At 58.3% G+C, this 21,272-nt stretch carries 19 protein-coding genes and 1 pseudogene; 8 read left to right on the top strand and 12 right to left on the bottom strand.

Translation table 11 applies throughout. From position 1 onward, the window contains the following. Positions 1-362: 362 nt before the first annotated feature. The gene (locus tag AB7E19_RS08300; RefSeq protein ID WP_322131822.1) at positions 363-2,438 is read left to right on the top strand and encodes a pentapeptide repeat-containing protein; all 2,076 of its coding nucleotides are present in this window, start codon (positions 363-365) and stop codon (positions 2,436-2,438) included. A 445-nt stretch (positions 2,439-2,883) separates the two neighbouring features. Here AB7E19_RS08300 and AB7E19_RS08305 read toward each other — a convergent pair. Continuing rightward, a pseudogene (locus tag AB7E19_RS08305) lies at positions 2,884-3,081 on the bottom strand (adenylyl-sulfate kinase); the annotation flags it as partial. 165 nt (positions 3,082-3,246) lie between these two features. On the opposite strand from AB7E19_RS08305, the gene AB7E19_RS08310 reads away from it, so the two are divergent. Together AB7E19_RS08310 and AB7E19_RS08315 are read left to right on the top strand one after the other, a co-directional pair. Further along, positions 3,247-3,654: a hypothetical protein gene (locus tag AB7E19_RS08310; RefSeq protein ID WP_129146497.1), complete on the top strand. Its 408-nt coding sequence runs from the start codon at positions 3,247-3,249 to the stop codon at positions 3,652-3,654. A gap of 284 nt (positions 3,655-3,938) precedes the next feature. Further along, positions 3,939-4,262: a hypothetical protein gene (locus tag AB7E19_RS08315; RefSeq protein WP_226044687.1), complete on the top strand. Its 324-nt coding sequence runs from the start codon at positions 3,939-3,941 to the stop codon at positions 4,260-4,262. Positions 4,263-4,592: 330 nt separating this feature from the next. Here the strand turns inward: AB7E19_RS08315 and cysC are convergent, their stop codons facing one another. The 5 genes from cysC to cysG form a co-directional block, all read right to left on the bottom strand. Further along, entirely contained in the window at positions 4,593-5,186 is a 594-nt protein-coding gene (cysC, locus tag AB7E19_RS08320; protein ID WP_322131821.1) for an adenylyl-sulfate kinase, read from the bottom strand. A 233-nt stretch (positions 5,187-5,419) separates the two neighbouring features. After that, positions 5,420-7,144 carry an SLC13 family permease gene (locus tag AB7E19_RS08325; protein WP_322131820.1) on the bottom strand — a complete coding sequence of 575 codons (1,725 nt, stop codon included), beginning with the start codon at positions 7,142-7,144 and terminating at the stop codon, positions 5,420-5,422. Between the two features lie 4 nt (positions 7,145-7,148). After that, entirely contained in the window at positions 7,149-8,576 is a 1,428-nt protein-coding gene (gene cysN / locus AB7E19_RS08330; RefSeq protein ID WP_042878193.1) for a sulfate adenylyltransferase subunit CysN, read from the bottom strand. 23 nt (positions 8,577-8,599) lie between these two features. Further along, positions 8,600-9,568: a sulfate adenylyltransferase subunit CysD gene (gene cysD, locus AB7E19_RS08335; RefSeq protein ID WP_010675598.1), complete on the bottom strand. Its 969-nt coding sequence runs from the start codon at positions 9,566-9,568 to the stop codon at positions 8,600-8,602. 104 nt (positions 9,569-9,672) lie between these two features. Further along, positions 9,673-11,091, bottom strand: coding sequence for a siroheme synthase CysG (gene cysG, locus AB7E19_RS08340; RefSeq protein WP_322131819.1), 1,419 nt, complete (start codon positions 11,089-11,091; stop codon positions 9,673-9,675). Positions 11,092-11,288: 197 nt separating this feature from the next. On the opposite strand from cysG, the gene AB7E19_RS08345 reads away from it, so the two are divergent. Continuing rightward, the gene (locus tag AB7E19_RS08345) at positions 11,289-12,212 is read left to right on the top strand and encodes an SPFH domain-containing protein (RefSeq protein ID WP_029314806.1); all 924 of its coding nucleotides are present in this window, start codon (positions 11,289-11,291) and stop codon (positions 12,210-12,212) included. Continuing rightward, positions 12,209-12,664, top strand: coding sequence for an NfeD family protein (locus AB7E19_RS08350; RefSeq protein ID WP_010675601.1), 456 nt, complete (start codon positions 12,209-12,211; stop codon positions 12,662-12,664). The genes AB7E19_RS08345 and AB7E19_RS08350 overlap by 4 nt, the downstream gene beginning before the upstream one ends. An 80-nt stretch (positions 12,665-12,744) precedes the next feature. Here the strand turns inward: AB7E19_RS08350 and AB7E19_RS08355 are convergent, their stop codons facing one another. The 3 genes from AB7E19_RS08355 to AB7E19_RS08365 form a co-directional block, all read right to left on the bottom strand. Continuing rightward, a complete protein-coding gene (locus AB7E19_RS08355) occupies positions 12,745-12,990 on the bottom strand; it encodes a hypothetical protein (RefSeq protein WP_010675602.1) in 246 nt (81 codons plus the stop codon). A gap of 306 nt (positions 12,991-13,296) precedes the next feature. Then, positions 13,297-14,346 carry an oxidoreductase gene (locus AB7E19_RS08360; protein WP_316286524.1) on the bottom strand — a complete coding sequence of 350 codons (1,050 nt, stop codon included), beginning with the start codon at positions 14,344-14,346 and terminating at the stop codon, positions 13,297-13,299. A 102-nt stretch (positions 14,347-14,448) separates the two neighbouring features. Then, a complete protein-coding gene (locus AB7E19_RS08365; RefSeq protein ID WP_427934943.1) occupies positions 14,449-15,612 on the bottom strand; it encodes a multidrug effflux MFS transporter in 1,164 nt (387 codons plus the stop codon). Between the two features lie 234 nt (positions 15,613-15,846). On the opposite strand from AB7E19_RS08365, the gene rdgB reads away from it, so the two are divergent. Both rdgB and hemW read left to right on the top strand, forming a co-directional pair. Then, entirely contained in the window at positions 15,847-16,443 is a 597-nt protein-coding gene (gene rdgB / locus AB7E19_RS08370) for an RdgB/HAM1 family non-canonical purine NTP pyrophosphatase (RefSeq protein ID WP_010675605.1), read from the top strand. 132 nt (positions 16,444-16,575) lie between these two features. Beyond that, positions 16,576-17,721 (top strand): radical SAM family heme chaperone HemW, encoded by a 1,146-nt coding sequence (hemW, locus tag AB7E19_RS08375; RefSeq protein ID WP_427934944.1) that lies wholly within the window; start codon positions 16,576-16,578, stop codon positions 17,719-17,721. A 225-nt stretch (positions 17,722-17,946) separates the two neighbouring features. Here the strand turns inward: hemW and AB7E19_RS08380 are convergent, their stop codons facing one another. From AB7E19_RS08380 to zntR, 3 genes are all read right to left on the bottom strand, one after another. After that, positions 17,947-18,165: an alternative ribosome-rescue factor A gene (locus AB7E19_RS08380; protein WP_042016330.1), complete on the bottom strand. Its 219-nt coding sequence runs from the start codon at positions 18,163-18,165 to the stop codon at positions 17,947-17,949. Between the two features lie 107 nt (positions 18,166-18,272). Next, positions 18,273-18,809, bottom strand: coding sequence for a dihydrofolate reductase family protein (locus tag AB7E19_RS08385; RefSeq protein WP_010675608.1), 537 nt, complete (start codon positions 18,807-18,809; stop codon positions 18,273-18,275). After that, entirely contained in the window at positions 18,799-19,236 is a 438-nt protein-coding gene (gene zntR / locus AB7E19_RS08390; protein ID WP_041211075.1) for a Zn(2+)-responsive transcriptional regulator, read from the bottom strand. The genes AB7E19_RS08385 and zntR overlap by 11 nt, the downstream gene beginning before the upstream one ends. Positions 19,237-19,668: 432 nt before the next feature. Between zntR and purH the strand changes: the two genes are divergently transcribed. Beyond that, positions 19,669-21,261, top strand: coding sequence for a bifunctional phosphoribosylaminoimidazolecarboxamide formyltransferase/IMP cyclohydrolase (gene purH, locus AB7E19_RS08395; protein WP_010675610.1), 1,593 nt, complete (start codon positions 19,669-19,671; stop codon positions 21,259-21,261). Positions 21,262-21,272 lie beyond the last annotated feature (11 nt).

Genomic DNA, 21,272 nt, shown 5'->3' on the forward strand with positions numbered 1-21,272 from the left:
GTGAATATCCTATTTATACCGTGATAGCAGTTTGTTAATTCTCCTCTTGCCGAAGTCAGCTATGAGTCAGACCAGAGCCACACCACAGAGAAAACGTAACAAACTGGAGGCTGATATTCAGGGGCTGTAGACTTACCTATCCTCTCCATTGCCGATTCATTAACTTTTTTGAACCGTGCTGATGGTTTCTCTGAAATAAGAAGTAATTTTTATATGTTTATATGACACCTATTATGGTTCAATTCTCTTTCATGGAGTACGGCATTAACTGCTTACCGCCTCTACATGACGACTTAAACATGATTTCTAGCTTCATCAAAGCTCTATATTTTATTTTCATCCTTAGCAACCTTTGAGGCCCCATGGAAACAACTAGTTTTATTTCTACAAAAGTGGCGACTAAATTATTAAAGGCACTAACTAGCGTATTAAAAAACAACATTGACAATAGAAATAGAGAATTAATTAGAATTAATGATGTTTTTGGAGATTGTCAAGAACTTGCTAAGTTTTACATTCAACCTGACTGTCAACAGGTTAATCCTGCAGATGAGCTTGAGGATGAAACTATATCATCAATAAGAGCTGGGATTTTTGAAACTATAAACAAATTTTTTAATCGAGATATATTAACTAGAGATGGTGCGAGCCAGATGTTTGTCCTCGCCGATGCTGGTATGGGGAAAACCTCCTTGTTGATGATGATTAAGCTTAGCCATTTAATGTCTTTCTGGCCAAAAACTTACCAATGTAAACTCCTAAAATTAGGAGAAACGACCTTAAGTGACATTAGTAAAATAGAAAACAAAACTCAAACTGTTCTCTTGTTAGATTCATTGGATGAAGATACTCAGTGTAAGCAAGGAGGTACAATTAATCGATTAACAAGGATACTTGAAGCAACTAGTTGTTTTTACCGTGTAATAATTACTTGTCGCACACAGTTTTTTCCTGCAATAGCAGAATCTGCATTCAATACTATGGGGAAGATATCATTCAATAATTATGATTGCCCATTGATTTATCTTTCTTTATTTACAGATGAACAGGTGGATGCGTATTTGGAAGCGCGTTACCCCAGAAGATTAAAGTTCATATTTAATAAATTTCAAAATCCAAAGTTACATGATGCTAAGCAATCGATAAAAAGTATAGGTTCACTTCAATTCAGACCGTTTTTATTGTCCCATATAGAGACCTTATTGGAAAGCCACCGACAGGGAGCAACCGAGTATGAATTATATAAAGGTTTAGTAGATACATGGTTAAATCGTGAAGTCATCAAATTAAGAACACATCACAACAAACGACTTAATAAGGAAGACTTGCTTAAAGCTTGTATCTGGTTAGCTGAAACGATGCAGCGACAAGGTACTCACACCGTAGCTTTAAAGCATATTCAGCAATTATGTCATCGTGAATCTCATATTATTTTATTAAATGATCCCGCAGAGCGAGTTATCGAGGGAATTGACCATATAGATATTGGTACAAACTCTCTGCTAAATAGAAATTCATACGGTGAATTTAGATTCTCACATTTAAGCATTAGAGAGTTCCTGATAGTTTATGGCGTTGAACTTGGTATTCTTACAGATGGAAGAGATCCATTCAATAAGACTGATAACATTCTTAAATTTATTAAAACTGTAAATCAATACAAAGTAGGGCTATTCTTCAATGAGAAAAAGGGATATTTATTAACTGGTTTCAAGCTTCTAGATAGCCATCAACTAAGAAACTTAAATTTAAAACATGCATCTTTAGAATATAGTGATTTAAGAAAGGCATCATTTAACTCTTTAAATTTGGAGGGCGCAAACCTTCAAGGGGCAAACTTGGATGAAGCCAATTTAAAAGGTGCAAATTTAAAAAGAGCTAATCTTCAAGGTGCAAGTTTTCGGGGGGCCAATTTACAAGATGCAAATTTAGATCAGGCAAATTTACAAGGTGCTTGTTTTAATGGAGCAATTCTTGATGACGCAAGTCTAAGTCACGCAATCCTAATTGACGCACAATTAACCACATTAACTTCAGATACACATAACCAGAATAATACCAGCCTAAAGAATGTGAATTTCCAAATGGCAGACTTAAGTAAAGCAAACTTAGAGGGCTCCGATTTAACTGAAGCATATTTAACAGATGCAAAGCTTCATAATTCATTACTTTCTCGAGCAAATTTAAGGAATGCTCGACTTAGTGGCGCTGATTTTAAGGGGGCGATTTTAATTGAAGCCAATCTTGAGAATGCTGATCTTACCCAATCAGATCTTGGTGGAGTTGATTTTACAAATGCAAATTTTCAAGATGCCACACTGACAGGTAGCGATTTAACTCAAGCTCGTCTAACTGGTTCAAATATAAATAACGACCAACGAAATTCAGCTGTTTTTAGAAAATATGAAAATGAAAAGAAGCATGAGATAATGCCATGAAAATATTTAAATTTAATTTCTCAACCCCGTAGATTCGAATAGTAAAGCTCATTCTGACAATCGCGAATAACCCTGCCACGATATAAGCAATGGTCGGAAGGTCTCCTTGCAGGGTTGCTATCGGCAGCCTTGGAATAGCCAAGGCTCGTCGGTGTCACTATAAGCTGGATTTATGGGTTTTCCGCTGATGACCCAACTTCTGCTTATAGTGGCTGCCGCCAGCACACAAATGCTTGTTGCGGTCCACTTATCGGCCACAGGCCGCTTGTCAGATGTGCTGCCGATTCCATGACACGCTCAGAAAAAAAGAGGGTCGCTTTACCCTTGCGACACCCATCTGCGCTCTATTTGCTGCTTACGGCTTACTGCCCAGGTGATTACCCGGTTGCCGGGATAACACCGGCTCCAGACGCCACAACTAATGTAAGACGGCGCCACTCAACAACTACAGATAGTTCCCCTGTCGTAGGGCAGTCAGCAACTCATCCACCAGCCTTGCCGGCGTTTAGCAGGTGGATTTCCGGCAGCTCCGGTGCCTCGTAGGCGGAGTCGATACCGGTGAAATTGCGGATTTAGCCCTCGCGCCTTCTTGTAGGCCCCTTGGGATAGCCGCGAGCAGTGCATCGACATTCTCCTCGATAAAACCATCAGTCAAGTTGATGGGTTTATCTAATTTTGCAGGTCCTCCTTCATCATTGTAAGCACAATATTTTCACCTCCAATTAGCTGATACAAGGTAAAGGAAAACCTATCAGGAAGAGAATTATGAGAGCCTTATCTTGACACACCACCAATACATGGAATAATTATGATAATTGAATGCCCGAAATGTTTTAAGAAAAATGATTTACATCTAGAGGCAAAAGTTAAATGTGGTCATTGCCAAGAAGAATTAACAGGAAGCACTTTCAAAAAACCGATTATGTCAGGCGGCGCTATATTAGTTATTGGCCTAGTGAGTGGACAAATAGCTGACTATGCTTTGTTTGATAATCGATATCCAATGCACGTCGAGTATTCTATTGTTGATGCATGTGCCAACTCAAGTCCTGAGCTGATAAGTAAAAATATCTATATTGATAGAAGGAATGTTTGTTTATGTGCAATGCAAGGCACTATGAATGAGATCTCATACATCAGATACAAGGTTGATAAAGAAAGCTTTTTATCAGCGTTTCGAAAAAACTCTAATGAGTGTATGAGGCGGGAAGGCTAGCTTCACCGCCTTTTCTTATCTAGAGTTATTTGCCACTTTTTGAAGGTGCGTTTCCTCTTCCTCCTCCTGAGGGATTGCCCGTCGTCGACGGCCAGTTACCACCTGTTCCTGTGTGTGAAGAAGGGCCTCGACTACTGCCCCCCTTACCAGCATTACCTGCATTACCTGAATGTGAAGTGCTACCTTTTGCCATATCTCATCACTCCCTATATAAGTTCACATATCCAGAGTCATACTGGACATGTAAACATTAATGATGATGTGGGGGACATTTGGAGACAAAGATGCAACCAGATGATTTTGCAGTAAAAATTAAAAATGAGATGTCTAGGATCGGCTGGAGCCTTAATGATTTTGTCATGGAGTATGATAAGTATCACTCATATAAATCAAAGCTCACCATTGACTCGCTAAAAAAACAGTTATCAAGAAAAACAACCAACCAATCCTTACTTAAAAATTACCTTGACTTCATCTATCAGCATGAGACATGGAGGAAACTAGATAATATCAAGCCCTTATTTATCGATGATGAACTTGAGGGTGAATTCATTATTGAAATGGCCAAAATATCATGCGAAATCACAAAGACACTGAAAAAAACCTAGTTTCCTCCACCGTCTGAATGCAACAATCTGGCATACAGCTTGGTAAGTACTCATCTCGGTCACAGACAGATTTTCTTTTCCTTGACCACCTGCACTGAGGCAACAATGCAGTGTCGTGAGACAGGAATTTCGAGAGATGGAAGTAAATGTAATCCCTTTGACCAACACTGTCGGAACTTTATCAGGGGGAATTAGAGGCGCTCGACAATATAGAGCTAATCTGCGGAGGGAATCCTTTATTTTCACGTTTATTGCGCCCAAGTTCAGCCAGCAATAGACAAAGGGGCAAACGCCCCCCTGTTTATCAAAATTCGACGCTGACAACCGACCTTAATCAATCAACCCCCGCTGCCGCAGAGCCGTCAGCAGCTCATCCACCAACACCGCCACCGGCTTGCCGGCGTTGAGCAGATGGATTTCCGGCTGCTCGGGCGCCTCGTAGGCGGAGTCGATACCGGTGAAGTTACGGATCTCGCCCGCCCGCGCCTTCTTGTAGAGCCCCTTGGGGTCACGCTCTTCACACACGCTAAGGGGCGCATCGACAAACACCTCGACAAACTCCCCTTCACCCACGAGATTGCGCACCAGTTGCCGCTCGGCACGGAACGGCGAGATAAAGGCGGTGAGGACGATCAGTCCCGCATCCACCATCAGTTTTGCCACTTCGCCGACCCGGCGGATATTCTCCTGGCGGGCGGCGTCATCGAAGCCGAGATCGCCACAGAGGCCGTGGCGCACATTGTCCCCATCCAGCAGATAGGTGTGCTTGCCCGAGGCGGCCAGCGCCTGCTCCAGCGCCCCCGCCAGGGTGGACTTGCCCGCCCCGGAGAGTCCGGTGAACCAGATCACCAGGGGCTTTTGCCCCTTCTGCTCGGCCCGGCTCTGTTTGTCGACGGCATGGGCATGCCACACGATATTGCTCATCCAACACTCCTTGATTGGCGCTCACGCCGCGATACTGAAAACTGTCCGCTACCGCGGGAAGCCGCCTCGCGATGAGGCGGCAAGGTGCTGATGCCCTGATATTGCGCATGCAACCCCCTGATTGGCGCTCACGCCTGGATGCCAGTGCCCTGGCACTCCCCTGCATCATAAGCAGCCTTGATAAAAGCTGCGTTAACATAAGCAGCCCTTAACACATTCCCCGGTATCAGACCTTAAAACGGAAACAGCAGGGGCACCATGACGATCACCCCGAGGCTGTAGGCCAGGGAGACCGGCAGGGCCAGCTTGAGATAATCCGGCATCTTGTAGTTGCCCGCCGCATAGACCATCAGGTTGGTCTGGTAGCCGTAGGGCAGGATAAAGCTGGAGCTCGCCCCGAACAGCACCGCCAGAATGAATGGCATGGTGGAGACGTCCATGCTGAGCGCCAGCTGGAATCCCATGGGAAAGGCCAGGGCCGCCGCGGCGTTGTTGCTCATCAGCTCGGTCAGCACCAGGGTAAACAGGTAGATGCCGATAAAGGCGATAAAGGGACTGGCCCCGTTAAACTCCCCCATCAGCCAGTCGGCGATGAGCTTGGCCAGGCCGCTCTTCTCCAGCTGATCGGCGATGGCCAGCGCCCCGCCCACCACCAGCCAGATATCCAGCGGAAAGCGGCGGCGGATCTCGTCCAGGGTCAGGATGCGGGAGAAGAGCAGCACCACCAGCATCACCAGCAGCCCCTTGAAGAGCGGCACCAGATCGAGCACAGACAGGGTCAGCACCCCGAGGAACCCCGCCACCACGGCGGCGCTGCGCGTGGCATCGAGCCGGGTGGAGGCCTCCAGCCCGCTCACCACCACGAACTCCCGGGAGAGGGACTTGTTGCCCGCAAACTTGGGGCCGGGGGCCAGCAGCAAGGTGTCCCCTGCGTGCAGTTCAATCTGGCCGAGGCCGCCGGTGAGCTGGGTCTCGCCCCGGCGCACCGCCAGCACTACCGCATCGAAGTGGGTGCGAAATTCCGCGTCCTTGATGGTCTGACCCACCAGGCGCGAGCTGTGGCTGACGATCACCTCCACCAGGTGCTGGCCGTTGAGGCGGTGCTGGCCGTAGAGATCCAACCCTTTGAGCTCCTGCAACACGCCGACGCTCTCCACGTCGCCGCAGAACAGCAGCATGTCCCCCTCGTGCAGCTCGTGTTCCGGCTGCACCGGGCAGATCACCTGGTTGCCCCGGATGATTTCGGCAAGATAGAGGCTTTTCAGGCTGCGCAGGCCGTTCTCCTTGACGCTGCGCCCGGCCATGGGCGAGCCGGGGCCCACCTTGGCCTCGAGAAAATAGCCGGATTCCCGGCTCATCTCGGTGTCCTGCTCCGGCAGGTGGCGGGCAAACAGCAGCACGGCCACCAGACCGGTCAACAATGTGCCGGCTCCCACCATAAAGAAGTCGAACATGCCGAGCGGCTTGGCCCCCATCTTGATGAGGAAGCTGTTGACGATGAGGTTGGTGGAAGTGCCGATCAGGGTCAGCACACCGCCAAAGGTCGCCGCGAAGCACATGGGCAACAGCAGCCGTGAGGGCGCATGGTTGGGGTTGCGTTTGACCGCCCCCAGCATGGACGCCACCACGGCGGTGTTGTTGACGAACGCCGACAGGAAGGCGGTGGAAAACCACACCTTCACCAGCACCTTGTTGAAGGAGCCGGTGCCCACCAGGTTGGCAAACCAGCTCATGACCCGGGTCTTCTCCACCGCGAGCGATACCAGCAGCAGCAACACCAGGGTCAGCAGGGCGCTGTTGGTGTAGCCCGCCACCACGGCGTTGATGTCCGCCAGGCCGCTCAGGTAGGTGATGAGCACGGCGCCCGAGAAGAGCAGCGCCGGCCGGAGTTTGCCCTGGATCAGCAGGGCGACGAGGGCAGCCAGCAGACCCAGCACCAGGGATTGTTGCCAGGTCATGGGCTTACTCCTTGCCGGAATCGTTGCTGATGGTCAGCGCCTGCCAGTGGGGGAAGTGCTTGCGCACCAGGGCGTTGAGCTCCACTTCGAACTCGCTGTATTGCCCTGCCATCACCTTGGCCGCGAGCCCTTCCACTATCATGCCGGCGCCCACGGTGACGTTGGTCAGCCGGTCGATGAGGATGAAGCTGCCGGTGTCGCGGATCTCCTTGTAGGGGTCGAACGCCACCGGGTCGGTCAGGCTGAATTCGCACAGGCCGATCTCGTTGAGCTTGAGCTCGGAGGCGGGCAGCTCGTCGAGCTTGTTGATCTCGATGCGGTGGCGGATGGCCTCCACCTGGCCACGGCTCTTCTTGGTGGCCAGCTTGACGTCATAGACCCGGCCCGGTTGCAGGGACTCTTCCCCCATCCAGACGATGTGAGCCAGCACGTTCTGGGTCACCTGGGGCTTTTTCGCCGCATCCACCAGCAGGTCGCCGCGGCTGATGTCGATCTCGTCCGCGAAGGTGACCGTGATGGCCTGACCCGGCAGGGCGTACTCCAGATCCCCGTCGAAGGTGACGATGCGGGTCACCGTGCTCTCTTTGCCGGACGGCAGCACGGCAAGCTTGTCGCCCACCCGCAGGATGCCGGAGGCCAGGGTGCCCGCGAAGCCGCGAAAATCGAGGTTGGGGCGGTTCACGTACTGCACCGGCAGGCGCACCGGGTGACGCTCCAGCTCGCGCTCCACTTCGGCAGACTCCAGCAAGGAGAGCAGGGTCTCACCCTGATACCAGGCCAGCTTGTCGCTCGGGTTCACCACGTTGTCACCGTCTAGGGCCGAGACCGGCACGATGTGGATGGTGTCGACGCTGAGCTTCTTGGCGAATTCGCGGTACTCCAAGCTGATGCGCTCGAACACCTCCTGGCTGAACTCCACCAGGTCCATCTTGTTCACTGCCACCACGAACTGCTTGATGCCGAGCAGGCTCGCGATAAAGCTGTGGCGGCGGGTCTGATCCAGCACCCCTTTGCGGGCGTCGATCAGGATGATGGCCAGATCGCAGGTGGAGGCGCCGGTGGCCATGTTGCGGGTGTACTGCTCATGGCCCGGGGTGTCCGAGATGATGAATTTGCGCTTGGCGGTGGAGAAATAGCGGTAGGCCACGTCGATGGTGATGCCCTGCTCGCGCTCCGCCTGCAGGCCGTCCACCAGCAGGGCCAGGTCCAGCTTCTCGCCGGTGGTGCCGAGCTTCTGGCTGTCGGACTCCAGTGCCTTCAGTTGATCTTCATAGATCTGCTGGGAGTCGTGCAGCAGGCGGCCGATGAGGGTGCTCTTGCCGTCGTCCACGCTGCCGCAGGTGAGAAAACGCAGCAGGCTCTTGTGCTGCTGGGCGTGCAGGTAGGCTTCAATGCCCTGTTCGCTGATGGCGGTCTGAATGTGGTTGTTCATGTTGCGATTCCTTAGAACATTTTTTAGAAATAGCCCTGACGCTTCTTCTGCTCCATGGAGCCGGCCTGATCGTGGTCGATGAGCCGCCCTTGCCGCTCGCTCGAGGTGGTGATCAGCATCTCTTCGATGATCTCCGGCAGGGTGGTGGCATTGGATTCGATGGCCCCGGTCAGCGGGTAGCAGCCGAGGGTACGGAAGCGCACCAGCTCCTGCTTCACTTCGTCTTCCGGGCCGATGGGCATGCGATCGTCATCCACCATGATCTTGATGCCGCCGCGATCCACCACGGGGCGCATGGCCGCGAAGTAGAGCGGGACTATGTCGATGTTCTCGAGATAGATGTATTGCCAGATGTCCAGCTCGGTCCAGTTGGAGAGCGGGAAGACACGGATGCTCTCCCCCTTGTTGACCTGGCTGTTGTAGACGCGCCACAGCTCCGGGCGCTGGTTCTTCGGATCCCAGCGGTGGGACTTGTCACGGAAGGAGTAGACGCGCTCCTTGGCGCGGGATTTCTCCTCATCGCGACGGGCACCACCGAAGGCGGCATCGAAGCCGTATTTGTTGAGCGCCTGCTTGAGCCCCTCGGTCTTCATGATGTCGGTGTGCTTGCTGCTGCCGTGCACGAAGGGGTTGATGTCCATGGCCAGACCGTCCGGGTTCTTGTGGACGATGAGATCCAGCCCGAACTTTTTGGCGGTCTCGTCCCGGAACTTGATCATCTCCTTGAACTTCCAGTTGGTGTCCACGTGGAGCATGGGGAAGGGGATCTTGCCCGGGTAGAAGGCCTTGCGGGCCAGGTGCAGCATGACGGAGGAGTCCTTGCCGATGGAGTACATCATCACCGGGTTTTCAAATTCGGCGGCCACCTCGCGGATGATATGGATGCTCTCGGCTTCCAGTTGCTGCAGGTGAGTCAGTCGCTCGCGGGTGACACCTGCACGGATGCTCTGTGCATCGGATGGCTGCAGTTGGGTCAGTCTTTCACGGTCCATGTCTGGGTCCTCGGTTCATTGCTATCGCACCTGCTCGGGGCGCGGTGTTGGTTCAGTTCGGTGCCGCCTTGGCCGCACCGTCAAATCGATTCGGGTCTCGCCCTTCAGGCCAGGCTCACCAGCTTGAGCTCGTGGCCGCTTTCTGCCTCCTGCCCCTGTTCGCCAAACCAGGCGAGTTGCTGGCGCAGGGCCACCACTTCACCGATGACGATGAGGGAGGGGCTCACCGCCTGCTGGGCCAGCTCGGCCAGATCCGCCAAGGTGCCGGTCAGCACCCGCTGACGGGCCGTGGTGCCCCGCTCGATGATGGCGATGGGGGTGGCGGCGCGTCGGCCATGGCTCACCAGTTGCTGCTGGATATGCTCGGAGCGCATCAGCCCCATGTAGATGACCAGGGTCTGGTTGGTGGCCGCAAGCTGCTGCCAGTCGGGCTCCTTTCCCTCCTTCTGGCAGTGGCCGGTGATGAAGACGGCGCTCTGGGCATGGTCGCGGTGGGTGAGCGGAATGCCCGCATAGGCGGTGGCACCGGCGGCGGCGGTGATGCCGGGCACTACCGAGAAGGGAATGCCCTCCTCGGCCAGCACTTCCAGCTCCTCGCCGCCACGACCGAACATGAAGGGATCGCCCCCCTTGAGGCGCACCACCCGGTTACCCGCTTTGGCGTATTCCACCAGCAGGCGGTTGGTCTCTTCCTGGGGCACGCTGTGGGCACCCGCCTTCTTGCCGACCGACACCAGGGTGGCGTCGCGGCGCACCAGGTCCAGGATCTCGGGGGAGACCAGCTGGTCATAGAGCACCACTTCGGCCTGCTGGATCTGTTGCAGCGCCTTGAGGGTCAGCAGGCCAGGATCTCCCGGGCCCGCCCCTACCAGCACCACTTCTCCCACTTCGGTACGGGCTTTGTCCAGTCCCTCGTTCAGCCACTGCTCGGCACCCTGCCAATCGGCTTTCTCAATCAGACCGGCCAGGGTGTTGGAGGCAAAGGCGCGCTCCCAGAAGCGGCGGCGATCGGAGAGGGAGGTCAGCACCTGCTTGGCCCGGCGGCGCACCCGGCCGGAGAGCTCCGCCAGACCGCCAAGATGGCGGGGCAGCAGGCTCTCGAGTCGCTCGCGCAACAGACGCACCAGCACGGGGGCCTTGCCGCCGCTGGAGACGGCCACCACGATGGGGCTGCGATCGATGATGGAGGGGAAGATAAAGCTGGAGCGCTCGGGGTCATCCACCAGGTTGACGAACAGACCGCGCTCGGTGGCGCTCTGGTAGACCAGGGCGTTGACCTCGAGATCGTCGGTCGCGGCCACCACCAGGATCTGCCCTGCCAGGTGGGCCGGGTCGAAACGCGTCGCCACATGGGTGAAGCGACCGGCAAATTCATGGAACTCGGGCTCGATCGCGGGAGAGACCAGGGTGATCCGGGCACCTGCCGCCAGCAGCAGGCGCGCCTTGCGCAGGGCAACCTCGCCCCCGCCCACCAGCAGTACCGGGCGGCCTTCCAACCTGGCAAACATAGGTAAATAATCCATCAGGGCCCGCTCCTCGGCATCGCGACATCTGGGGCGACTATAGGCAGGAGCGCTTATCCCTCAAAATAATAAAAAATGCTCTTTAATGCGTTTTGGTAATTAGTAAAGCCGTGTAGCGGCAATAGAGAAGCGAATCTGCTTGTGGTGGATGGCACCAGACCCTAGGCTAGTGAAAGTGTTTCATAAGGAGCTTAATCATGAATGAGTCATTGATTGTATTGGGGATCTTCATATTCCTGGTACTCGCCACCCTGAGTGCCGGCATCAAGATAGTGCCCCAGGGTTACAACTGGACCGTGGAGCGCTTCGGCCGCTACACCCGCACCCTCTCCCCGGGCCTCAACCTGCTGATCCCCTACATCGACCGCATCGGCCACAAGATCATCATGATGGAGCAGGTGCTGGACATCCCGGCCCAGGAGGTGATCTCCCGGGACAACGCCAACGTCACCATCGACGCCATCAGCTTCGTGCAGGTGGTGGATGCCCGCAAGGCGGGCTACGAGGTCAACGATCTCACCAGTGCCATCCGCAATCTCACCATGACCAACATGCGGACCGTGCTCGGCGCCATGGAGCTGGACGAAATGCTCTCCCAGCGCGACACCATCAACGAGAAGCTGCTGCGCACCATGGATGCGGCCACCGCCCCCTGGGGCATCAAGGTGACCCGGATCGAGATCAAGGATGTGCGCCCGCCCCTCGCCCTGGTGGAAGCCATGAACGCCCAGATGAAGGCCGAGCGCCAGAAGCGAGCCGAGGTGCTGGAGGCCGAAGGGGTGCGCCAGTCCAAGATCTTGAAGGCCGAGGGGGAGAAGCAGTCCCAGATCCTGAAAGCCGAGGGTGAGCGTCAGGCCGCCTTCCTCGCCGCTGAAGCGCGGGAGCGGGCCGCCGAGGCGGAAGCCAAGGCGACCCACATGGTCTCCCAGGCGATCGCCGAGGGCGACATGCAGGCCATCAACTACTTCGTGGCCCAGAAATACACCGAGGCCCTGGCCCGCATCGGTGAAGGCCCCAACAGCAAGATCATCATGATGCCCCTGGAAGCGGGTAGCCTGATAGGTTCGGTGGCGGGCATGGCCGAGCTGTTCAACAAAGACGGCAAGGCGGGCAAATCATGACAGCCCTGTTCGAGGGGCTGACCCACTGGCACTGGCTGGGACTCGGCTTCGTGCTGCTGGCCATCGAGGTGATGGGGTCGGTGGGCTTCCTGCTCTGGACCGGCATCGCCGCCCTGGAGGTGGGACTCTTGCTGCTGGTCTGGCCCTTCGGCTGGCAGGCGCAGTTGCTGCTCTTCGCCCTGCAATCCCTGCTCACCACCTGGGCCTGGTGGCGCTGGCAGCATCGCCGGGATCGCTCCGGGCTGGATGCCGCCGCTCCCATCAACGAGCGGATGCAAAGCTACATGGGCCGCGAGCTGACCCTGCTGGACGAGGTCAGCCAGGGGATGAGCCGGGTGCATCTGGACGACACCGTCTGGACGGTGCGCTGCAACGCGCCGCTGCCGGCCGGCAGCCGGGTCAAGGTGGTGGGGGCCGACTCCCACATCCTGCTGGTGGAACCCCTCGGCTGACCGGGCAGCGCCCCGCCATGGCCATAAAAAAACGGGCCCGGCGCGAGTGCGCCGGGCCCGTTTTTCAATGAGGTGCTGGCTTAGTTGGCCTTGGCATCGCTCACGGCAGCTTCAGCCTTGGTGGCCACGTCAGCGGCAGCCTTCTCGACAGTAGCGGAAGCTTCGGAAGCAGCCTTCTCGACGGTAGCAGACGCTTCGCTAGCGGCTTTCTCGACAGTGGCAGCAACGTCTGCGGCCGGGGTCGCAGCCGGAGCGGCAGCTTCTTCTTTCTGACCACAGGCGGTCAACATCAGACCCAGGATACCGGCTACCAGTACTTTGTTCATGTGCATACCCTCAAAAAAAGATGGAGAGATGGTGCAGGGACCATCACTGTACGCCCCGGCTCCTGTCGGCACACCGGCCGCTGGAGCCCGAAGGCGCGCGAAATATATCCCCATATGCGGCCGATGAAAACGCGTATCACAATGATATTTTCTCGTTGGCATGATAAGAAACACTGCTGCAACGACAAATATTAATATAAAACACCAATTCATCACCACATTCGCACAACAAATCGCCAATTACCTGACGATTGCCAGTCAGCCATTGTCTTTCTGTCAGGCTCTCGGCGCTGTCGGATAACGCCGTCAGTCAGACAGCTTCTGACAAGGCAGGCGCCGCCCCTGCTGGTCGCTCTCCCGGGCCAGGTCCAGCAAGGCCATCACCGCCAGGGCCTCGTCGGCCGGCACCGGGTTCTCCCCCTCTCCCCGGATGGCGGCGCAGACACCGCGATAGTAGGCGCCGTAGTCCCCCGCTTCGCCAGCCACGGTCTGCTGCACGAGCTGACCATCGCGGATCCGGCTGAGCTGGCCGGGGGCGGGATCCACGCCCCAGTCCGCCGCCGGAGGCCGCTTGCCCTCCTTGAGCTGCTCCTCCTGCACGTCCATGCCGAACTTGATGAAGGAGCCCTGACTGCCGTGCACCACGAAGCGGGGCATCACGGCCGACACCAGACAACTGCCGTGCAGAATGACCCGCATCTCGCCATAACCCAGCACCACATGGAAGTAGTCGTCCGCCAGGGCCCCGGGGCGCTGCTTGCCCAGATCCGCCTGCAACCAGTCCGGCTGGCCGAACAGCTGGAGCGACTGATCCAGGATATGGGGGCCGAGATCGAACCAGAGACCGGAGCCCGGGCCGCCCGCCTCGCGCCAGCGCTGGCGCACCTCGGGGCGATAACGGTCGAAGTGGGATTCGAACTGGGCGACTTGCCCCAACGCCCCCTCCGCCAGCAGACGGCGCACCGTGAGGAAGTCCCCGTCCCAGCGCCGGTTGTGGAAGATGCTGAGCAGCCGCTGCTGCTTCTCCGCCAACTCGACCAGCGCCTTCGCTTCGGCCAGATCCAGGGCGAACGGTTTGTCGATCACCACGTGCTTGCCCGCCAGCAGGGCCTCGCGAGCGATGGGGGCGTGGGTGTCGTTGGGGGTGGCGATCACCACCAGATCGAGGCTGTCATCGGCCAGCACCTGCTCCAGGGTGCCGACCCGGGTGCCGGGCAACGCGGCCTGTACCTTGGCGGCATCCCGGCTCACCACCCAGCGCAGGGTCAGGCCCGGGGTCGTGGCCAGGAAGGGGGCGTGAAAGGTCTGTCCTGCGAAGCCGTATCCCACCAGGGCGGCGTTGATTGTGTGGCTCATCCGGTTTTCTCCACGGGTCTGTGATCATGCGAGGCAGGCGGGTCGCCTGAAAAAGAGAAGGGGGCTCAAGGCCCCCTGAGTGTGCTCATCAGAGCACAGGATTTATTGCAAACACAAGCGGCGACCCTGGCGGGTCATCAGCATCACCAGCGGGGGCAGCAACAGCCACATGTGCAGGGCCAGCTGGTTCAGGGGATCCGGCATCAGCCAACCGGTGATCCCCACCAGGGCGCCGGAGCCGCTCATCTGGAACAGGCCGAGCAGGGCGGCCGCAGTGCCGGCGCAGTGGCCGAAGGGGGCCAGCGCCATACCGGCGGCGGCGCCCAGGATCATCGCAAAGCCGATGCTGGAGAGGAACACCGGGCCCATCATGGCCAGCGGGTGCGGGATGTGCATGGCCAGGGTCAGGGTGATGGCGGAGAGCAGCAGCACCAGCAGGCCGATGCGCAGGGTCCGTCTTGGCCCTACCCGGGCGATGAAGCGCGGGGCCAGGAAGCAGGCCAGGATGTTGAGTGCCGCATTGGCGGTGAACCAGTGGCTGAAGCCACTCATGTCCAGCCCCAGGGTCACCATCAGTTGTACCGGTGCCGCCGTCACGTAGGCGAGGATCACCGCCATCGCCAGCATGCACAGCGCCGCGTTGAACAGGAAGCTCGGGGAGCGCAGCACCGGGCTGTAGCGGGACCAGCTGATGAGCGGGCCAGCACTGCTGGTCTCCTCAGGGCGGGTTTCCGGCATACGCCACAGCAGCCAGCTGCCGACCACGACGGCATAACCCGCCATGAACCAGAAGTTCGCCGACCAGCCCGCCTTGGCGGTGAGCCAGCCACCCAGCAGGGGCGCCAGTGCGGGGATAAAGCAGATGGCACCGTTCAGATAGGAGATCATCTGACCGCTCTTCTTGGGGCCATAGCTGTCACGGACCACCGAGAAGGCGGCCACCGAGGTGGCGCAGGCCCCGAAGCCTTGCAGCACCCGCGCCAGCATCAGCTCGCCCAGGCTGGCGGCAAAGCCGGCTGCCAGGGCGCTCAGGCCGTAGAGCAGCACGCCCCCCAGGGCAATGGGTTTGCGCCCGTAGCGATCGGCGAGCGGCCCCACCAGCAGTTGCCCCAGACCCATGCTGAACAGGAACCAGGTAATGGTGCCCTGCATCAGGGTCACTTCGGCCCCCAGCTGCTCGGCCATCTGGGGGATGGCAGGCAGATAGATGTCGATGGCCAGCGGGCTGAACAACACCAGGAGTACAAGCAAAAGAATCAATGGCATCAGTCACCTCAAGCCCTAGGAATATCGATTGGGCCGCGAGTCTACTGACTCAGAGTAATGAATTGAAATGGTATTTAATCACTTCGGTTATTCCCTGCTGGAAACATGTATCTCTTCTACCTCTCAGGGGGTGGAACCAGGATCCCCCGTTGGCACCGGATCCCGGGCAATTGGCGCTTTTACTAAACCCCTCCCCCGCATAGAATGCGCAGATTATTTTTGCGGAGGTGTGTGATGAACAAGCTTGTCCTGGCAACAGGGAACCAGAAAAAGGTGAAGGAATTGGCCGCCATGCTGGCCGATATGAAGATCCAGGTGATCCCGCAGAGCGAGTTTGCAGTCTCCGATGCCGACGAGACCGGCACCACCTTCGTCGAGAATGCCATCATCAAGGCCCGCCACGCCGCCCGCGTCACCGGCCTGCCCGCCGTGGCCGACGACTCCGGCCTGGAAGTGGATCTGCTGCACGGCCGCCCCGGCGTCTACTCCGCCCGTTTTGCCGGTGCCGGTGCCAGCGACAAGGAGAACATCGACAAGCTGCTGGCCGAGCTCAAGGGCGCGCCGGATTACCTGAAAAGCGCCCGTTTCTGGTGCGTGCTGGTCTACATGCGCCACGCCGACGATCCCACCCCCATTATCTGCCAGGCGAGCTGGGAGGGGATGATCATCGACGAACCCCGCGGCCAGCACGGCTTCGGCTACGACCCCGTGTTCTTCGTGCCCGACCACGACTGCACCTCGGCCCAGATGCCGGCGGAGCTCAAGAACCAGCTCAGCCACCGTGGCCAGGCCCTGGCCAAGCTCAAAGCGGCCCTGGCGGCGGTCAACTAAAGCGCTGTCTCCCGCCGCGTTGTCATCTACAATGGGGGCCGTCGGCCCCCGTTTCGTTCGCGGCGCCCCGCCCGTTGTCACTGGCAACCAGGGCTACCCGACCCCTTTTGATTGTTGAATACTGGAAATCCCATGCTGCAACTGCCGCCCCTCTCCCTCTATATCCACGTGCCCTGGTGCGTCCAGAAGTGCCCCTACTGCGACTTCAACTCCCACGCCCAGAAGGGGGAGCTGCCCCACCTCGAGTACGTGGCGGCCCTGCTGGAGGATCTGGAGCAGGATCTGCACTGGGCCCAGGGGCGCCCCCTCTCTTCCATCTTTATCGGTGGCGGCACGCCGAGCCTGCTCTCCGTCGACGCCATGCAGGCGCTGCTGGACGGGGTGCGCGCACGCATCGCACTGACCCCGGACTGCGAGATCACCATGGAGGCCAACCCGGGCACGGTGGAGGCGGACAAGTTCGCCGGCTTCCAGCGGGCCGGCATCAACCGCATCTCCATCGGGGTGCAGAGCTTCCAGCAGGAGAAATTGACCCGGCTCGGCCGCATCCACGGCCCCGAGGAGGCGCGCAAGGCCGCCGAGCTGGCCCACGCCATCGCGCTTCCCACCTTCAACCTGGATCTGATGCACGGCCTGCCGGATCAGAGCCTGGACGATGCGCTCTACGACCTGCAGCAGGCCATCGACTGCGCGCCGCCGCACCTCTCCTGGTATCAGCTCACCATAGAGCCGAACACGGCATTCGCCTCCAAGCCCCCCACGTTGCCGGAAGATGACACCCTGTGGGACATCTACGAGCAGGGCCACGCCATGCTGACCGCCCGGGGCTATCAGCAGTACGAGATCTCGGCCTATGCCAAAGAGGGGTATCAGTGCCGCCACAACCTCAACTACTGGCGCTTTGGCGACTATCTGGGGATCGGCTGCGGCGCCCACGGCAAGGTGACGGATCTCGCGAGCCAGCAGATCCTGCGTACCGCCAAGGTGAAGCATCCGAAAGGTTATCTGGATCCGAGCCGCCCCTATCTGGACGAGCAATGGCAAGTGAGTGCGGACGATCTGCCGCTCGAGTACTTCATGAACCGGTTCAGATTGTTTGAACCGGCCCCCAAGGCGGAGTTCGAGGCCTTCACGGGGCTACCGCTGGAGCGGGTAGAGACCATGCTCGCCATCGCCCGGACCAAGGAACTTATCGAGGATCTTGGCGACAGCTGGCAGCTCACGTCCCTGGGGCATCGCTACCTCAACGTGCTGCTCGAACTCTTTATGGACGAATGAGGTAACCGCCTTTAACCAGATGAAACACAAGCGGGGCACCATGAGCGCCCCGCTTGTTTTGGTTCCAAGAACCTGTTCACGGTCTGTCGCGAGAGGCTGTCAGCAAGGTGAAGAGCAGCGCAGGAACCGGAGTGTGTAAGTACACATGAGGATTGCGAGCAGCGCATGAGCCTTGATCACGGCCTCGCAGCAAGATCGTGGACAGGTTCCAAAGCAGGAACCCGCTCAGCAGCAGACGCTTACCATCTGCTGTTGGCCGGGCTCCCACCGCTTGCCGTGCTTGGCCTTGCGCTGATAGCTGCCCTTACCCTTCTTGCTCGGCTCGACCCGGGCCTGGAACAGGGGGGAGGTCACCAGTGCCTTGAGGTGGTTGTCCTGAATGATGCCGCGCTGATGTTCGCAGGCGGGTTCGGCGGTGACACAGGTCACCTTCTTCTTGGCCATATGGGCTCCTTGATGGGGTTGTCGTGTTTGCCTATCATCCCTGCCTGGAAGGGCAGGTGGCGAAAAACGCGCCGATTGTGCGCCTCTTGCCTCCCCCGTGCAAGCTGTCAGGCGGGGTGATAGATAACCCGCACCAGGCCGCTTGGCAGCACGGCGCTCGACACCGGTCTCAACCCTGCGGGGAGAGGCCCGGTAAAGAGCGGGATCCCGCCCCCCAGGGTGACCGGCACCCAGAACAGGGTCAGCTCGTCCACCAGGGCCCCCTGCAGACCCTGCCTCACCAGCTCCCCGCCATCCAGATAAAGGTGACGGCTTCCCCCCTGCCACAACTCGTCCAGCACCTGCGCCAGCGCCCCCTGCCGGAAGGAGACCCGAGGACGGGGGTCGGCGGGCCTGTGGGTCAGTACCACCAGCGGCTTGTCCCCGTAGGGCCACTCGGGAAAGGCGCTCACGATATCGTAGGTGTTGCGCCCCATCAGCAGGGTGTCCGCGCTCGCCATCAGGGCGCTGTAGCCGGTCTCCTCCGGCCCGTCGCCACCATAGGGGGCCAGCCATGCCAGATCGCCCCCCTCCCCGGCGATGAAACCGTCGAGGGAGAGGGCGAGAAAGGCGGAGACCCGGGGCCGGCGCAGCTCAGTGCTCATGGTCGTGGTGCTCGTGGCGGGAAGGGGCGCCGGACTCCAGGGTCTCGAGGATGGCGCAGTGCTCCGCCGAGCGCGGGCCGCCGCAGCAGATGTCGGAGAGAGCCTTGAGGTTCTCGCGAAAACGGGTCAGCTCCAGGAGCTTCTGCTCCACCTGTTCGAGCTTGGTGTCGGCCACCGCCTTTACCTCCTGGCAGGTGACCTTGGCCTTGTTGGTGTCCAGGGCGAGCAGCTCGCCGATGTCCGCGAGGGAGAAGCCCACCGACTTGGCGCGGATGATGAATTCCAGCCGCCGCCTGTCCTGCTCCCCGTAGAGGCGATAGCCGGATTCGTTGCGAATGCCCGGCGAGATGAGGCCGTTCTTCTCGTAAAAGCGCAGGGTGTCGGCCTTCACCCCGCACGCCTTGGCCAGTTCACCGATCCGATACATGGTCTTCTCCCCCCGCATGACATTCCCGACATGGTACTCAATATAAACCGGCCTCCACTATCACCTCTTTGCCCGGCGATTGCCAGTCAAAGGCAGGAAAGCAGCAGCTAACCCCCCACTTGCCGGCCATTTATCCCCAAAACACTGAAAAGACAAACGTTTCACAAAAATTCACCAGAAAACGTTTAACGCCGCATCCCACAAGGGTTTGTCTCTTTAAAAAATCCACCACAGGTCACATTTTTTGTGTAGAATACGCGCCCACAAGAGAGCGTCGCGTCAAGCGGGCATTTCCTAAAACGCTTTTGCCAACGGCCGCCCCGGGCGAGAGTGGTTTGCGAAATCCCCCACTTCCATTTATTTGGGGACTCTCTGTGTGTTGAGCCTCGCCTCCCATGGAACGGTCCCCGTTATGCTGAGGACGATAGTGTGATGGAACAAGCTCGACCCATTCGCCGTGCACTGCTGAGTGTGTCTGACAAGACTGGCATCCTGGAATTTGCCAAGGCACTCGACGCGCGTGGTGTGGCCCTGCTCTCCACCGGTGGTACCGCCAAGCTGCTGGCCGATGCGGGCCTGCCGGTGACCGAGGTGTCCGACTACACGGGATTCCCCGAGATGATGGACGGCCGGGTCAAGACCCTGCATCCCAAGGTACACGGCGGCATTCTCGGCCGTCGCGACCGGGATGACGCCATCATGGCCGAGCACGCTATCTCCCCCATCGACATGGTCGTCGTCAACCTCTATCCCTTCGCCGCCACCGTGGCCAAAGCCGGTTGCACCCTGGAAGACGCCGTCGAGAACATCGACATCGGCGGCCCGACCATGGTCCGCTCCGCTGCCAAGAACCACAAGGACGTCACCATCGTCGTTAAGGCCTCCGACTATGACCGCGTCATCGCCGAGATGGATGGCAACGGCAACAGCCTGACCCTCTCCACCCGCTTCGATCTGGCCATCGCCGCCTTCGAGCACACCGCCGCCTACGACGGCATGATCGCCAACTACTTCGGCACCCTGGTGCCCTCCTACGGCGAAAACAAGGAAGGCGACGAAGAGTCCCGCTTCCCCCGCACCTTCAACAGCCAGTTCATCAAGAAGCAGGACATGCGCTACGGCGAGAACAGCCACCAGGCTGCCGCCTTCTACGCCGAAGAGCAAGCCGCGCCGGGCTCGGTGGCAAGCGCCATCCAGCTGCAGGGCAAGGCCCTCTCCTACAACAACATCGCCGACACCGATGCGGCGCTGGAGTGCGTGAAGGAGTTCAGCGAACCGGCCTGCGTCATCGTCAAGCATGCCAACCCCTGCGGCGTCGCCATCGGTGACGACCTGCTGGCAGCCTACGATCGCGCCTACCAGACCGACCCCACCTCGGCCTTTGGCGGCATCATCGCCTTCAACCGCGAACTGGACGGCGAGACCGCCGCGGCCATCGTCGCCCGCCAGTTCGTGGAAGTGATCATCGCCCCCAGCATCAGCCAGGCAGCCCGCGAGGCGGTCGCCGCCAAGCAGAACGTGCGCCTGCTGGAGTGCGGCCAGTGGACTGCCCCGGCGCAAGGCTTTGACTTCAAGCGCGTCAACGGCGGCCTGCTGGTGCAGGAGCGCGATCTGGGCATGGTGACCCTGGGGGATCTGACCGTGGTCAGCCAGCGTCAACCCACCGAGGCCGAGCTGCAGGATCTGCTGTTCTGCTGGAAGGTCGCCAAGTTCGTCAAATCCAACGCCATCGTCTACGCCAAGAACGGCCAGACCATCGGCGTGGGCGCCGGCCAGATGAGCCGCGTCTACTCTGCCAAGATCGCCGGCATCAAGGCCGAGGATGAAGGGCTGACCGTGGCGGGCTCCGTCATGGCCTCCGACGCCTTCTTCCCGTTCCGCGACGGCATCGATGCCGCCGCTGCCGCGGGCATCTCCTGCGTCATCCAGCCAGGTGGCTCGATGCGCGACCAGGAGGTGATCGACGCCGCCAACGAACACGGCATGTGCATGGTGTTCACCAACATGCGTCATTTCCGTCACTGACAGCCCAGGGC

It is taken from the genome of Aeromonas sp. (assembly GCF_050252055.1).
In the GTDB taxonomy this organism is placed as follows: Bacteria; Pseudomonadota; Gammaproteobacteria; order Enterobacterales; family Aeromonadaceae; genus Aeromonas; species Aeromonas caviae.

Bases quoted from the DNA above. Each gene is read 5' to 3' on its own strand.
- AB7E19_RS08350 (WP_010675601.1), top strand. From the start codon at position 12,209: ATGACAGCCCTGTTCGAGGGGCTGACCCACTGGCACTGGCTGGGACTC.
- zntR (WP_041211075.1), bottom strand. From the start codon at position 19,236: ATGTATCGGATCGGTGAACTGGCCAAGGCGTGCGGGGTGAAGGCCGAC.
- cysN (WP_042878193.1), bottom strand. From the start codon at position 8,576: ATGAACAACCACATTCAGACCGCCATCAGCGAACAGGGCATTGAAGCC.
- AB7E19_RS08325 (WP_322131820.1), bottom strand. From the start codon at position 7,144: ATGACCTGGCAACAATCCCTGGTGCTGGGTCTGCTGGCTGCCCTCGTC.
- AB7E19_RS08355 (WP_010675602.1), bottom strand. From the start codon at position 12,990: ATGAACAAAGTACTGGTAGCCGGTATCCTGGGTCTGATGTTGACCGCC.
- cysD (WP_010675598.1), bottom strand. From the start codon at position 9,568: ATGGACCGTGAAAGACTGACCCAACTGCAGCCATCCGATGCACAGAGC.
- AB7E19_RS08385 (WP_010675608.1), bottom strand. From the start codon at position 18,809: ATGAGCACTGAGCTGCGCCGGCCCCGGGTCTCCGCCTTTCTCGCCCTC.
- hemW (WP_427934944.1), top strand. From the start codon at position 16,576: ATGCTGCAACTGCCGCCCCTCTCCCTCTATATCCACGTGCCCTGGTGC.
- purH (WP_010675610.1), top strand. From the start codon at position 19,669: ATGGAACAAGCTCGACCCATTCGCCGTGCACTGCTGAGTGTGTCTGAC.
- AB7E19_RS08315 (WP_226044687.1), top strand. From the start codon at position 3,939: ATGCAACCAGATGATTTTGCAGTAAAAATTAAAAATGAGATGTCTAGG.
- AB7E19_RS08310 (WP_129146497.1), top strand. From the start codon at position 3,247: ATGATAATTGAATGCCCGAAATGTTTTAAGAAAAATGATTTACATCTA.
- rdgB (WP_010675605.1), top strand. From the start codon at position 15,847: ATGAACAAGCTTGTCCTGGCAACAGGGAACCAGAAAAAGGTGAAGGAA.
- cysC (WP_322131821.1), bottom strand. From the start codon at position 5,186: ATGAGCAATATCGTGTGGCATGCCCATGCCGTCGACAAACAGAGCCGG.
- AB7E19_RS08365 (WP_427934943.1), bottom strand. From the start codon at position 15,612: ATGCCATTGATTCTTTTGCTTGTACTCCTGGTGTTGTTCAGCCCGCTG.
- cysG (WP_322131819.1), bottom strand. From the start codon at position 11,091: ATGGATTATTTACCTATGTTTGCCAGGTTGGAAGGCCGCCCGGTACTG.
- AB7E19_RS08360 (WP_316286524.1), bottom strand. From the start codon at position 14,346: ATGAGCCACACAATCAACGCCGCCCTGGTGGGATACGGCTTCGCAGGA.
- AB7E19_RS08300 (WP_322131822.1), top strand. From the start codon at position 363: ATGGAAACAACTAGTTTTATTTCTACAAAAGTGGCGACTAAATTATTA.
- AB7E19_RS08380 (WP_042016330.1), bottom strand. From the start codon at position 18,165: ATGGCCAAGAAGAAGGTGACCTGTGTCACCGCCGAACCCGCCTGCGAA.
- AB7E19_RS08345 (WP_029314806.1), top strand. From the start codon at position 11,289: ATGAATGAGTCATTGATTGTATTGGGGATCTTCATATTCCTGGTACTC.